This is a genomic window from Streptococcus mitis, assembly GCF_002096925.1.
GTDB classification, from domain to species: Bacteria; Bacillota; Bacilli; order Lactobacillales; family Streptococcaceae; genus Streptococcus; species Streptococcus mitis_AF.
The window spans coordinates 1-14,437 of the sequence record NZ_NCVN01000010.1; the positions used below are offsets into that span (position 1 = coordinate 1).

General features: G+C 42.4%; 15 protein-coding genes. 6 read left to right on the forward strand and 9 right to left on the reverse strand.

Features of this window, described 5'->3' with window-relative positions; genetic code table 11:
• The 6 genes from B7692_RS02605 to B7692_RS02630 all read left to right on the forward strand — a co-directional run.
• The coding region (locus B7692_RS02605) for an IS3 family transposase (RefSeq protein WP_142360016.1) at positions 1-647 on the forward strand (647 nt) is incomplete at its 5' end.
• Positions 648-776: 129 nt separating this feature from the next.
• Entirely contained in the window at positions 777-1,271 is a 495-nt protein-coding gene (gene tpx, locus B7692_RS02610; RefSeq protein ID WP_033682328.1) for a thiol peroxidase, read from the forward strand.
• 78 nt (positions 1,272-1,349) lie between these two features.
• Positions 1,350-2,000 (forward strand): metal-dependent transcriptional regulator, encoded by a 651-nt coding sequence (locus tag B7692_RS02615; RefSeq protein ID WP_084929820.1) that lies wholly within the window; start codon positions 1,350-1,352, stop codon positions 1,998-2,000.
• 180 nt (positions 2,001-2,180) lie between these two features.
• Positions 2,181-2,828: a nicotinamide mononucleotide transporter gene (locus tag B7692_RS02620; protein WP_084929821.1), complete on the forward strand. Its 648-nt coding sequence runs from the start codon at positions 2,181-2,183 to the stop codon at positions 2,826-2,828.
• 126 nt (positions 2,829-2,954) lie between these two features.
• A complete protein-coding gene (locus B7692_RS02625; RefSeq protein ID WP_084929822.1) occupies positions 2,955-3,368 on the forward strand; it encodes a hypothetical protein in 414 nt (137 codons plus the stop codon).
• 18 nt (positions 3,369-3,386) lie between these two features.
• Positions 3,387-3,800, forward strand: a complete 414-nt coding sequence (locus B7692_RS02630) for a hypothetical protein (RefSeq protein WP_084929823.1) — start codon at positions 3,387-3,389, stop codon at positions 3,798-3,800.
• A 38-nt stretch (positions 3,801-3,838) separates the two neighbouring features.
• On the opposite strand, the gene dtd is transcribed toward B7692_RS02630, so the two are convergent.
• The 9 genes from dtd to pnp all read right to left on the reverse strand — a co-directional run bounded on the left by dtd (position 3,839) and on the right by pnp (position 14,328).
• Positions 3,839-4,282 carry a D-aminoacyl-tRNA deacylase gene (gene dtd, locus B7692_RS02635; protein ID WP_000691419.1) on the reverse strand — a complete coding sequence of 148 codons (444 nt, stop codon included), beginning with the start codon at positions 4,280-4,282 and terminating at the stop codon, positions 3,839-3,841.
• 29 nt (positions 4,283-4,311) lie between these two features.
• A complete protein-coding gene (locus B7692_RS02640) occupies positions 4,312-6,534 on the reverse strand; it encodes a RelA/SpoT family protein (RefSeq protein WP_084929824.1) in 2,223 nt (740 codons plus the stop codon).
• A 131-nt stretch (positions 6,535-6,665) separates the two neighbouring features.
• Positions 6,666-7,796, reverse strand: a complete 1,131-nt coding sequence (locus B7692_RS02645; RefSeq protein ID WP_000229952.1) for an ABC transporter ATP-binding protein — start codon at positions 7,794-7,796, stop codon at positions 6,666-6,668.
• Between the two features lie 112 nt (positions 7,797-7,908).
• The gene (locus B7692_RS02650; protein WP_084929825.1) at positions 7,909-8,778 is read right to left on the reverse strand and encodes a helix-turn-helix domain-containing protein; all 870 of its coding nucleotides are present in this window, start codon (positions 8,776-8,778) and stop codon (positions 7,909-7,911) included.
• A gap of 3 nt (positions 8,779-8,781) precedes the next feature.
• Positions 8,782-9,168, reverse strand: coding sequence for a Mini-ribonuclease 3 (locus tag B7692_RS02655; RefSeq protein ID WP_045612146.1), 387 nt, complete (start codon positions 9,166-9,168; stop codon positions 8,782-8,784).
• Positions 9,161-10,504 (reverse strand): cysteine--tRNA ligase, encoded by a 1,344-nt coding sequence (gene cysS, locus B7692_RS02660; RefSeq protein ID WP_084929843.1) that lies wholly within the window; start codon positions 10,502-10,504, stop codon positions 9,161-9,163. The genes B7692_RS02655 and cysS overlap by 8 nt, the downstream gene beginning before the upstream one ends.
• A gap of 81 nt (positions 10,505-10,585) precedes the next feature.
• Positions 10,586-11,470, reverse strand: coding sequence for a GNAT family N-acetyltransferase (locus B7692_RS02670; protein ID WP_084929826.1), 885 nt, complete (start codon positions 11,468-11,470; stop codon positions 10,586-10,588).
• Positions 11,471-11,481: 11 nt separating this feature from the next.
• Entirely contained in the window at positions 11,482-12,099 is a 618-nt protein-coding gene (cysE, locus tag B7692_RS02675) for a serine O-acetyltransferase (protein WP_000539984.1), read from the reverse strand.
• 15 nt (positions 12,100-12,114) lie between these two features.
• Positions 12,115-14,328 carry a polyribonucleotide nucleotidyltransferase gene (gene pnp / locus B7692_RS02680; protein ID WP_084929827.1) on the reverse strand — a complete coding sequence of 738 codons (2,214 nt, stop codon included), beginning with the start codon at positions 14,326-14,328 and terminating at the stop codon, positions 12,115-12,117.
• Between the last annotated feature and the right edge of the window lie 109 nt (positions 14,329-14,437).

Here is a 14,437-nt window from a genome sequence, read left to right on the forward strand (position 1 = left end):
GTGGTTATCTGGTAAATCATAAAAGAGTTCAACGCTTGATGAAAGTACTCAATTTACAAGCTAAAATGCGACAGAAACGAAAATATTCTTCTCATAAAGGAGACGTTGGTAAGAAGGCAGATAATCTCATTCAACGTCAATTTGAAGCAGCTAAACCAATGGAAAAGTGTTATACGGATGTGACAGAATTTGCCATTCCAGCAAGCACTCAAAAGCTTTACTTATCGCCAGTTTTAGATGGTTTTAACAGCGAAATTATTGCTTTTAATCTTTCTTGTTCTCCTAATTTAGAACAAGTAAAAACAATGTTGGAACAGGCCTTCACAGAGAAACACTACGAGAATACGATTCTCCATAGTGATCAAGGCTGGCAATACCAACACGATTCTTATCATCGGTTCCTAGAGAGTAAGGGAATTCAAGCATCCATGTCGCGCAAGGGTAACAGCCCAGACAACGGTATGATGGAGTCCTTCTTTGGCATTCTGAAATCGGAGATGTTTTACGGTTATGAGAAGTCATTTCAGTCGCTTAAGCAATTGGAACAAGCCATTGTAGACTATATTGATTACTACAACAATAAACGAATTAAGGTAAAACTAAAAGGACTTAGCCCTGTGCAATACAGAACTAAATCCTTCGGATAAATTAATTGTCTAAATTTTGGGGTCAGTACAATGAACTGGCGTTTTTTTCTATGCCCATATTTCCGGTCAAATCATTGGAAAATTCCGACTGTTTCAGCTAAAATGGAAGAAAAAAGATTGGAATATCCTATGGTAACTTTTCTCGGAAATCCTGTGAGCTTTACAGGTAAACAACTACAAGTCGGCGACAAGGCACTTGATTTTTCACTCACTACAACAGACCTTTCTAAAAAATCTCTGGCTGATTTTGATGGCAAGAAAAAAGTCTTGAGTGTCGTGCCTTCTATCGATACAGGAATCTGCTCAACTCAAACGCGTCGTTTTAATGAAGAACTGGCTGGACTGGATAATACGGTTGTCTTGACTGTTTCCATGGACCTCCCTTTTGCCCAAAAACGTTGGTGCGGTGCTGAAGGTATTGAAAATGCCATCATGCTCTCAGACTATTTCGACCATTCCTTTGGACGTGATTATGCCCTCTTAATCAATGAGTGGCACCTATTGGCACGCGCAGTCTTTGTCCTCGATACTGACAATACGATTCGCTACGTTGAATACGTGGACAATATCAACTCTGAACCAAACTTCGAAGCCGCAATTGCAGCTGCTAAAGAACTAAATTAGAAGCCATTGTGGCAGATAGCTAGAGAAATCTAGCTTTTTTTGATATACTAGATAAAGATATTAGACAAGAGGAAACGAATGACCCCGAATAAAGAAGATTATCTAAAGTGTATTTATGAAATTGGCATAGACCTGCATAAAATTACCAACAAGGAAATTGCTGCCCGCATGCAAGTCTCTCCCCCTGCTGTAACTGAAATGATTAAACGGATGAAGAGCGAAAACCTCATCCTCAAGGACAAGGAATGTGGCTATCTACTGACTGACCTCGGCCTCAAACTAGTCTCTGAGCTCTATCGTAAACACCGCTTGATTGAAGTTTTTCTAGTTCATCATTTAGACTATACTAGTGACCAGATTCATGAAGAAGCTGAGGTCTTGGAACATACTGTCTCTGAGCTATTCGTGGAGAGACTAGAAAAATTGCTAGGTTTCCCTAAAACCTGCCCCCACGGAGGAACCATTCCTGCCAAGGGAGAACTCCTAGTTGAAATCAATAATCTCCCACTAGCTGATATCAAGGAAGCTGGCGCCTATCGCCTAACTCGGGTGCACGATAGTTTTGACATTCTCCATTATCTGGACAAGCACTCACTTCACATCGGTGATTCGCTCCAAGTCAAGCAGTTTGATGGCTTCAGCAATACCTTCACTATCCTTAGTAAAGACGAGGACTTACAAGTAAGTATGGACATTGCCAAACAACTCTATGTCGAAAAAATCGACTAATTTCTCAAGTACCCCAACCACCCCTGAAAATTTTATTTTCAGGGTTTTATTTCTATCATTTGATTTTACTTTCATTTAATTGTATAATATTTGTTAAAAAAAAGAAAGATATCTTAATATATTAAAAAATCACTAAAAATTTTTGCGACATCCAAATGGTTTGACCTCTTCGGGGTTGCTTTGGTCGTTGGGATTGCGATTGCATCTGGTTACCTCAACTCACGCCTCGATAAATTTGTAGACTGGGGACCATGGACAGCTCTTGTACCCTTTGGATTGATTTCCGTAACCAATGTTGGGATTTCCATGTTGTCCACTCGTTTCACGGGAAAATTAAGCAAATGGGGAAATTACTTTGGTATTGTTAATACCATTTTGTCCGGTGCTATTGATTATATCCTTGGAAATAAGGCGGCCATCATTACCTATCCCGTCACCTTCCTCATTTATACCTTTGCTATAAAGAAATGGGAAGTTTCGCAAGAAGGCAGACCCAACCAAATGAGCCAAAAACAGGTAAAATTGGCGGCCATCATCATTTCCATCATCGCCTTCCTCTTTGCCTTTGTGACCAACTATATCGGATATGGGGGCAAGATGAATCTCCTTGCCTATGTGACAACTATTGCCTTTGCACTGTCTCTCATTGCCAATGCTTTTAACGCATTGAAACTAACAACTCAGTGGGGCTTTTGGTTGATTTACAATTTTGTTCAGCTGACAAAAGCTGGTATTCAAGGGAATTTTGCCAATATTGGAAAATACATCTTTTATATCCTCAATGCAATCGGAGCTTTATTTGTCTGGAATGATGAAGAAGTAAGATAGAAGAAAACTTAAATAAAAAAACAAGTCGACTTAAGAGAATCTCCCTTCTGCTATTTTTATCACTTTAGTTGTAACTCCCATTCTTTTGGAGTAGAATGAAAATAGATAAAAGAGGGAGGTCTTGTCATGAAAAAACTCTTTAGAATCCATTTTACAGCAATTGCAGTCATCGATTTGCTACTATTGGCATTTTTTAACAAAAAACCCGAGACATCTTTGGAGTGGCTCTTGCTCTCTGGTTTTATTTTCCTCCTTGCTCAGGGACTACTGCTGTTTCGCTTGGTTGTCCGACTCAAATATCAATTCGCTGAGATTTATCCTCAAATCAATAAAAAGATTCGCTTCTACTATTTAGGGGTTCTCTCCAGTGATTTTCTATTTTTTGTCCTTTTAGCCTTCGTTAGTTCTCAGCGATTTTCCGCTCTTATGCCAATCATCACTGCTTGCCATTCTACTTTTTATTATAGGACAGCGGACTACCTAAGAAACAACTATCCAGACTTTTATGACAAACGCATTTCTTTATGGAAGTGTCTATAAGGAAAAGGAGGTTTTAGCATGAAAAAAATCATCTTCATCAAAACCACTCAACTCCTTGTCATTGATGGAATCATGCTAACATTTTTGACATTTAAAGGGGGGCTTACTTGGGACTGGATTTTGATTTATAGCGGTTGGCTCATTTTCTTTCATCCTGTGCTATTGACCTATCTTTCCAACCAACTTTGTGACCACTTTAGTCAACTCTATTCCCAGATTAGACCAAGATTCTGGGGTTTTACCTTACAAATCCTCCTATGGGATATCCTGATGATTCTCTCCTTGATATGTTTAAGTGGTATGCCACTTCTCCTTCAGGGAACTCTCCTAATCCTAGGACACCTCATCCCTTCCTATCGCATAAGCCAAATCCTGAAACAAGATTTCCCCAAGGCCTATCAAGAACCGATTTCTTTTTGGAGTATTTTATGATAGATGAGAAAAACCAAGCCGGCTGGGCTTGGTCTTTCTTATCTATTTTTAGTATCAAGGATAATGGTAACTGGTCCGTCATTGACCAGCTCAACTTGCATATCCGCTCCAAAAATGCCTGTCTGAACGGGCACTTCTTGCGCTAATTTTTGATTGAAAGCATCATAGAAGTCTGATGCCATATCAGGCTTAGCTGCCCCTGTAAAGGCTGGACGATTGCCTTTCTTAGTATCCGCAAAGAGGGTAAACTGAGAAATGGAGAGGATTTCTCCTTCAATATCCTTAACAGACAGGTTCATCTTGCCTTCTGCGTCTGAAAAAATCCGCATGTTGACCAATTTTCTCACAGCATAGTCCAAATCTTCCTCTTGGTCCTCTGGTCCAACACCAACCAGCAATAGGAGCCCCTGATTGATTTTCCCCTGCACCTGACCTTCGATACTCACTTGGGCTTTTTTTACCCGTTGGATAATGATTTTCATAATAGCCTTTCTAGTAAGAGCTAGGACAATTAGCCGTTAGTCCGTTTGACAGAGTAAACTTCTGGCACACTCTTAATCTTGTCCACGACCGTAGTCAGCGTCGAAAGGTTGGCAATGCCGAAGGATACATGGATATTAGCAAATTTCATATCCTTGGTTGGTTGGGCATTGACCGTTGAAATATTCTTGGTTGTGTTTGAAAGAACTTGCAGTACATCATTCAACAGTCCTGTACGGTTGAGGCCATAAATATCGATATGGGCCATATACTCCTTATTTGAGTTTGAATACTGGTCTTCCCATTCCACATCAAGGAGACGTTGCTCGTAGTTTTCTTGGGCACGCAGGTTCATACAGTCCACACGATGAATAGCCACACCACGCCCCTTGGTAATGTAGCCAACAATATCGTCACCAGGAACAGGATTACAACACTTAGCAATCCGCACTAGGAGACCTGAGGCACCTTCAATGACCACTCCACCCTCATGCTTAACCTTGAGGGTTTCTTTGTTTTCAACCTTGATCTCGCCACCTTTGACAAGCTCTTCTGCTTCCGCCTTGGCCTTGGCACGTTCTTCCTCACGACGTTCCTTTTCAGTCAGACGGTTAAAGACAGTAATAGCACCGATTTCGCCAAAACCAATAGCCGCAAAGAGAGATTCTTCTGTCTTGTAGCTGGTCTTTTGCAGAACTTGATCCATGTGGCGCTTGTCCATGAATTTATTGGCCACATAGCCATTTTCTTGGAACTGAGCCATCAGCATTTCACGACCCTTGTTGACAGATAATTCCTTATCTTGGTTTTTAAAGAACTGACGAATCTTGTTACGCGCCTTGCTGGTCTTGACCATGTTGAGCCAGTCACGGCTCGGCCCAAAGGAGTTAGGGTTGGTGACAATTTCAACCTGATCCCCTGTCTTGAGCTTGGTTGTCAGTGGAACCATACGACCATTGACCTTGGCACCAGTTGCTTTTTCCCCAACTTTTGTATGGATTTCATAGGCAAAGTCAATCGGTCCTGAATCTTTTGGAAGGGAACGAACAGCTCCATCTGGGGTAAAGACGTAAATCTCCTCAGCCAGATAGTTTTCCTTAACTGAATCGACAAATTCCTTGGCATCATCAGCCTGGTCTTGGAGCTCCATCATCTCCTTGATCCAGTTCATCCCAATAGCTGATTCCTTGCTGTTAACCTGCCCCTTGATGCCTTTCTTATAAGCCCAGTGAGCCGCAACCCCGTACTCAGCCACCTCGTGCATTTCTTTGGTCCGAATCTGGAATTCAATCGGCCCTTTTGGCCCATAAACAGTCGTATGGATAGACTGATAACCATTGGCCTTGCGGTTAGCGATATAGTCTTTGAAACGACCTGGCATTGGTTTCCAAAGTTCATGCACATAACCAAGCATGGCATAAACATCACTTTGGGTATCTAAAATACAACGAATGGCAATCAGGTCATAGATTTCCTCAAAACGTTTTCTCTTATCCTGCATTTTGCGGAAAATCGAGTAAATATGCTTGGGACGACCGTAAATCTTCCCATTTAGATGACGATCTGTCGTATATTCCTCTAATTTTGTGACCACCTCATCCACCAAGGCTTCACGCTCTCTGCGCTTTTCCTTCATCATATGGGTAATCTTGTAAAACTCCGTAGGATTGAGATAACGGAAAGACAGGTCTTCCAATTCCCATTTGACACTGGAAATCCCCAGACGGTGAGCAAGAGGTGCATATATTTCCATTGTTTCTTTGGAAATGCGCTCCTGCTTGTCTTTTCTAAGATGTTTCAGGGTTCGCATATTATGCAAGCGGTCAGACAGTTTGACCAAGATAACACGGATATCCTCAGACATGGCCATAAGCATCTTGCGATGATTTTCCGCTAATTGCTCCTCGTGAGACTTGTACTTAACTTTACCGAGCTTGGTAACTCCATCGACAATCACGCGCACATCAGGACCAAACTCCCTTTCCAAATCGTCCAAGGTCGCATCAGTATCTTCCACCACGTCATGCAAGAAACCACAAGCTACCGTTACAGCATCCAGCTTGAGCTTAGCTAAAATACCTGCCACTTGGATAGGGTGAATGATATAAGGCTCACCTGATTTACGATATTGACCACTATGGCATTCAACGGCGTAAATCAAGGCTTTATGTACAAAAGCAACATCCTCTTCCGTTAAATATTCTTTGGTTAAAGCGACAACTTCTTCGCCTGTTAAATTCACTTCTTTCGGCATCTCTACTCTCCAATTCTTCCTACCATTTTATCACTTTTTTAAGAATATGAAAACTAGAAAATTCCTACTCAATCAATATCCATATCAAAAACACTGCCAGATTTCTAGCAGTGTTTTGAGTTTTATTTATCTTAGTAAACTGTTTTTTCAGTTTCTACATCGAAGAAGTGTGCTTTGTTCAAGTCAAATCCAAGTTCAACTGTTGCACCTGTTTGCAAGTAGTCACGAGCATCAACTTTAGCAACAAATTCATCTTTACCAACTTGGCAGTAAAGGTGAGATTCTGAACCAAGCAATTCTGATACTGAGATAGTAGCTTTGACAACTGATTCTGGGAATGTTTCAAGGAAAGCAGGTTCTGCATTCACGTCTTCTGGACGGATACCGAAGATCAATTCTTTACCTTCGTAGCCTTTTTCACGAAGAACTTTCAATGCTCCTTCTGGAACTTTCAAACGGAAACCGTCAGAAACAATTTCGCTACCAACCAATTTCACGTTGATGAAGTTCATAGCTGGGCTTCCGATGAATCCTGCTACGAATTTGTTAACTGGGTTTTTGTAAACTTCTTGAGGAGTACCGATTTGTTCTACACGTCCGATAGTACCTGTACCAGCAGGGTTCTTAGTTGCTGACATGATAACGATACGGTCTGCAAGTGTCATCGCTTCTGTTTGGTCGTGAGTTACGTAGATAGTTGTAGCTCCGATACGACGGTGGATTTTAGCGATTTCAGCACGCATAGATACACGAAGTTTGGCATCCAAGTTTGACAAAGGTTCATCCATCAAGAATACTTTTGCATCACGGACGATAGCACGCCCCATAGCAACACGCTGACGTTGACCACCTGAAAGGTCAGCTGGTTTACGTTCCAAAAATTCTTTCAATCCAAGGATTTCAGCTGCTTCTTGTACACGTTTGTCGATGTCTTCTTTGCTGTATTTACGCAATTTCAAACCGAAAGCCATGTTGTCATAAACAGTCATGTGTGGGTAAAGAGCGTAGTTTTGGAATACCATGGCGATGTCACGGTCTTTTGGAGCTACGTCGTTGACAACCACGCCATCGATAGATGCAGTACCTTCTGTGATGTCTTCAAGACCAGCAATCATACGAAGAGTTGTTGATTTACCACATCCTGAAGGACCTACGAAAACGATAAATTCTTTGTCTTTGATGTCCAAGTTGAAGTCTTCAACTGAATAGTGTTCGCTGTTTGGATATTTTTTGTAAATGTTTTTAAGATTCAATTCTACCATGAGGTGAACTCCTTTTGTCTTTTGATAGTTTTATTATAGATGAAAACGCTTTACATTTCTATGGCAAGGTGACCAAAAAAATAAAAAAGTTCTGTGCAACTTGCACAAAACTTTAGAGAATATCTGGTAAAATCAATTGATAACACAGGGTCAAGTCAGTCAGTTCTTTCAACTGTAGCCCTGTCAATTCTTCCCATTTATCAATCTTATATTGGAGAGAATTGCGGTGCAGATAGAGTTGCTGGGCTGTTTTTGTTAGGACAGCACTATTTTCCCAAAGGGAGAGAATGATTTCCTGAATCTGGTCTTGATCCAAGATCATCTGGTGCAAGCATTCCTTGATTGCCTTCAAGTCCACAAGTCTTTCTCCGATACTCCAAAGATAGAGCTGAGAAAAAGTATGAACACCTTGGTGACCCTGACGCCACCAAGTCTTGAACAACTCGCGCTCAGCTTTGATTAAGTCTGATAGGGCTTGATTTCTCGTCTGAGACCAAACCTGGCCCAACATGATAGACAGACGAAGTCCAAAGTCATACTCTACCGCTTCAATCGTATCACTTAAAATAGCTCGTACAGAGGTGTATTTATCTTGCTGAAGCACGAAAACATAATCCTGAGCTCCGACCTGAAGCACTGTCTGACAGTTAGGAAATAGAGTCCGCATCATATCCAGCCAAGAAGCTAGATTTTCCTGATGAAAATAGGAAAGATGACAATAGGCCAACTGAATCTTTTTAAAAGTTTGTGGTGTCTGTCCCTTCCCCTCAATCAAAAAAGAATACCAAGGATTGAGCGAACGAGCCTGCTCCTGCTGGGTCAAAAGTGAAATCAACTGCTTTTCACGCTCACTGAGGCCAGTTTCCTCAAGCAAAATCCACTGTTGAGAAGCTAAAGGAAGAGTGAGATAACCCTCTTTCTCTACTGGTTGGTCTGAAATCTGAGCTTCAGGAAACCAGTCTTGTATTTCTTTTGCCATCATGTCCTAGCCCTCCACTTTTTGGATGCACCACGAAATCAAGCTCTCAAGACGTTCCAGATTTTCAGTCATATGGAGATAACCCATGACTGCTTCAAAACCTGTGGACATACGGTAGGTCACCACATCGGCATTTTTAGCCTTTGTGTGACTATTGGTATTGCGACCACGTTTGTAGATTTCTTCTTCTTTTTCCGTCAGGACATGCTCCTCCAACATAAGAGAAATCAGGCGAGCCTGAGCTTTAGCCGACACATACTTGGTCGCTTCTTGGTGGAGTTTATTGGGTTTGGTCATGCCTTTGAGGATGAGGTGACGACGAATATACATAGAATACACCGCATCTCCTTCAAAGGCTAGCGCAATCCCGTTAATGAGATTGACATCAATCACGTGTCCACCTCACTCCATCTTTGGTGTCAAGGAGCTTAATTCCTTGAGTAGCCAATTGGTCACGGATCTGGTCCGCTGTCGCAAAGTCACGATTGGCACGCGCTTCTTGGCGTTTTTGGATCAAGTCTTCAATATCTGCATCCAAAACTTCCTCAATAAAGACAATTCCAAAGACTTCTAACATATCCGCAAGAGCTTCCTTAACACTTGCATCATAATTGCCAGAGTTAATCCACTTGGCCATTTCAAAGACAACTGTGATACCATTAGCAGCGTTGAAATCCTCATCCATAGCTGCTACAAACTTATCTTTAAAGGCTTGTAACTCTTGAGCATTTACAGTTCCAGTAAATGGTTGCTCATAAGTGTTCTTCAGATACTTGAGATTGGTCTCTGCATCACGCACTGCCTTTTCCGTAAAGTTGATAGGCTTACGGTAATGCTGAGTCGCAAAGAAGAAACGAAGCACTTGACCATCAAGAGTTTTGAGGGCATCATGAACAGTGATAAAGTTCCCCAAAGACTTAGACATCTTGACATTATCGATATTGACAAAGCCATTATGCATCCAGTAGTTAGCAAAGGTCTTACCTGTTTTGGCTTCTGACTGGGCAATTTCATTGGTATGATGAGGAAACTCGAGGTCGGCTCCGCCACCGTGGATATCGATGGTATCGCCCAAAATCTCTGTTGACATGACCGAACACTCAATATGCCAGCCCGGACGACCAGGTCCCCAAGGACTGTCCCAAGAAATCTCGCCTGATTTGGCAGCTTTCCATAGAGCAAAGTCTACAGGATTTTCCTTACGAGCCGTTTCTTCATCGGTTCGACCTGAAGCACCTAGCTCCAAATCTTCCAAGGTTTTATTGGCCAACTGGGCATAGTTATGAGATTTTTCCACACGGAAATAGACATCTCCTTGACTCTCGTAGGCAAAGCCTTTTCCAATCAAGTCTTCCACAAAGCGGATGATGTCAGCCATAAACTCCACCACACGCGGATGGCGAGTCGCAGGTTTGACGCCCAAGGCCGTCACATCCTCACGAAAGGCAACGATGTACTTGTCCGCAACCTCCTGAGGCGTGATCCCTTCTTCCTTGGCACGGTTGATAATCTTATCATCCACATCTGTGAAATTGGAAATATAGGTAACCTCAAAACCACGGTACTCAAAATAACGTCGAATCGTATCAAAAGCCACCGTTGAACGGGCATTCCCCACGTGGATATAGTTATACACGGTTGGCCCACAAACATACATCTTGACCTTGCCGTCCTCAATCGGGACAAATTCTCGCAAATCACGAGACATAGTGTCATAGATTTTAATCATAAATCATAGTCAGGAAATCCAAAATCCAAGAACAATTAGTTTCATCACTAAGAGTTCAATTGAATTTCAGTCCGAATGTCTCTACACTTCGGAATCCCTTGCTCCTTTCGCATTCAGATAAACCACTTGGGTTTGTTTGACAAAGCCAATCTTTTCATATAAGCGCTTGGCACCTACATTGCTATCTTCCACTGCAATCTGAAATTCCTTATCATTTTGCTCAATTAGTTGGTTGACAAGGGATTTTGCTAAGTAGCTTCCATAGCCTTTCCCACGTTCAGGTTCAGATATTGCTAAACCGTAGAAGTAATTCGTATTAGTCGATAAATCTACCGTGCAAGTTCCAATAACCTGACCGTCTTTTAACAAAATATATAAGCGACTTTCTGGATCCTTCAGAGCTTCAGCGACATATCTATCAACAATCTCTCTAGACTCATGTTCCTCTGAGAATGCCTGAAATTTTAACTGACTAATTTGCTCCTGATACGAACTATCTGCTAACAAAACTTCAAGATTAGAAAAATTTGCTAACTGATAAGGTTTTCTATCCTTACCTAACCAAGTTTCTGTATCCTCGTCCTCGACCAATCCCCAGTTGCTGGCAAAATCAGGATGACGTTCTAGAAAAATACGTTCTGTCTGAAAAGTCACTGAACGAATAGAGAAAGAAGCCGTTTCTTTCTCAAAACTAGTAAACAATGCACGCGCAATTCCCTGATGGCGATGATCTGGATGAACCAGTATCGTCACTTCCACATCTTGGTCATCAGCATAGACAGTTAAGAGACCAACAAGTTCGCCTTTTTCATAATAAAGGAAAAAGGCGGGCATGTTTGGGTCAAAATTAAGCATGTTAGAAAGATAGGGATCACGATAGGTACCGTCATAGTTTTGGCAATAGTTAATTAGTTTTTTCGCCTCAGATAGCTCCTCTTGGCTTAACTTGTTTCTTGCTTGAATCATATAGGTACCCTCTACAAACCAGACGATCTGTGACTGGCATCTTTAGATTGCTCGAGTTTATTGACGTAGTACTCTCGTTTTTCTTCGACTTCGTGGATCGTCGGTTCATCCTTCTGTCCATGAACTCGGACAATCTTAGCCGGAATACCGACAACCGTCACATCACTAGGTACGTCTGCCACGACAACTGCTGCTGCACCGACCTTGGCATTTTCACCAATTTCCACTGGTCCAATGACTTGGGCATGAGCGGATATTAAAGCTCCTTTTCGCACGGTTGGATGGCGTTTGCCACAGTCTTTTCCTGTCCCACCAAGAGTTACTCCGTGGTAAAGCATAACACCTTTTTCAACAATCGCAGTCTCTCCGATAACCAGGCCTGAACCATGGTCGATAAAGACTCCAGAGTCGATTTGAGCACCTGGATGAATCTCAATCTGAGTCCAAAAGCGCCAAAACTGACTGTGCATACGAGCCAAGAGTTTGAAGCCATGCTTCCAGAGAAAATGCGAAAGACGGTGGGCCGCCAAGGCCTTGACACCTGGATAAGTCAGTAAAACCTCCAAAGTGGTGCGGGCCGCTGGATCATTTTCTTTTACGATATCAATGGTTTCGCGCCACCATCCCATACATTTCTCCTTTTCTTATTCTGAATCTTTTGGTGTTTCTGTAAATTCTTTCTTAGGTTTGTGGTCCTTGTGATGACGTGGGCGGTGAGGTCTCTCAGACTTTTCGCCTTTTTCATCACGTTCAGGTTTTGGAGGACGAGGAAGAAGGGCTTTCATAGAAGCATCCACACGTCCTTTTTCATCAATCTTGATAACCTTAACATCAACTTCATCCCCGATTGCTACCAAGTCTTCGACATTATTGGTACGCGTCCAAGCCATCTCAGAGATATGAACAAGGGCATCTGTCTTATCAAAGAGGTTAACAAAGGCACCAAATTTCTCGATACGAACGACTTTAGCACGGTAAACTTCATCCACTTTGGCTTCACGGACCAAACCAGCAATAATTTCTTTAGCACGATTGATGGCATCTTGGTCGCTAGAGTAGATAGATACATTTCCTTCTTCATCGATATCAATCTTAACGCCTGTTTCAGCGATAATCTTGTCGATGGTTTCTCCACCCTTACCGATGACAATCTTAATCTTGTCCACATCAATCTTGATGGTATCAATTTTCGGAGCAGTTGGAGCCAATTCTGGACGAACTTCTGGAATGGTTGCTTCAATCACATCAAGGATTTCAAAACGGGCTTTCTTGGCTTGAGCAAGAGCCTCAGTCAAGATTTCTGCAGTAATCCCTTGAATCTTGATATCCATTTGAAGGGCTGTAATCCCGTCACGAGTACCCGCAACCTTGAAGTCCATGTCTCCAAAGTGGTCTTCCAAACCTTGGATATCTGTCAAGACAGTGTAGTTGTTTCCATCTGAGATAAGTCCCATGGCAATACCAGCTACTGGCGCCTTGATTGGCACACCACCAGCCATAAGGGCAAGAGTTCCAGCACAGATAGAAGCCTGAGAAGAAGAACCGTTTGATTCCAAGACTTCTGCTACCAAACGGATAGCATATGGGAATTCTTCCAAACTTGGCAAGACTTGAGCAAGAGCACGCTCACCAAGAGCACCGTGACCGATTTCACGACGACCTGGTGCACCGTAACGACCAGTTTCCCCAACAGAGTATTGTGGGAAGTTATAGTGGTGCATAAAGCGTTTCTTGTACTCTGGATCCAAACCATCAATGATTTGAGTTTCACCCATCGGAGCCAAGGTCAAGACTGAAAGAGCCTGAGTTTGCCCACGAGTAAAGAGACCAGAGCCGTGCACACGAGGAAGGAAGTCAACAACCGCATCCAAAGGACGGATTTCATCGACCTTACGACCGTCAGGACGCACCTTGTCTTCTGTAATCAAACGGCGCACTTCAGCGTGTTCCATTTGTTCCAAAATTTCAGCCACGTCACGCATGATACGGTCAAATTCTTCATGGTCTGCATATTTTTCTTCGTAAACAGCAGTTACTTTATCCTTAACTGCTTGAGTTGCAGCTTCACGAGCTAATTTTTCTTCTACTTGAACCGCTTTTTGGAGGTCACTGTTGTAGGCTGCGATGATTTCAGCTTGCAAGTCCGCATCCACATGAAGCAATTCCACTTCTGCTTTTTCCTTACCAACAGCAGCAACAATTTCTTCTTGGAAGGCAATCAATTCTTTAACTGCTTCGTGCCCTTTAAGGAGAGCTTCCAACATGATTTCTTCTGACAATTCTTTAGCACCAGATTCTACCATGTTGATAGCGTGTTTGGTACCAGCTACTGTTAATTCAAGAAGAGAAAGCTCTGCTTGTTCTTGACTTGGATTGATGATGATTTGGCCATCTACATAGCCCACTTGTACCCCAGCGATTGGTCCGTCAAACGGAATATCTGAAATAGAAAGCGCCAAGGATGAACCAAACATAGCTGCCATAGGTGCAGAAGCATTTTCATCATAAGAAAGCACGGTGTTGATGACTTGTACTTCATTACGGAAACCTTCCGCAAACATTGGTCGGATTGGACGGTCAATCAAACGCGCTGTCAATGTCGCATCTGTTGAAGGACGTCCTTCACGTTTCATAAAGCCACCAGGAAACTTCCCAGCCGCATACATTTTTTCTTCATAGTTGACTTGAAGGGGGAAGAAATCCCCAGTTGCCATTTTCTTAGACATAACGGCAGCAGTCAAGACAGTTGACTCACCGTAACGCACGACAACAGAGCCATTTGCTTGCTTAGCAACCTGACCAGTCTCTACAATTAACTCACGACCCGCAAAAGTCGTTTGAAACACTTGTTTTGTCATTTTAATCCCCTTTGGATTGATGAAATTATACGCCTTGCCTACAAAAATCAAGATACTAAGCCGTCAAGCAACTCAAAGGAAAATAGGAAATCGAACGACGGAGCAACTG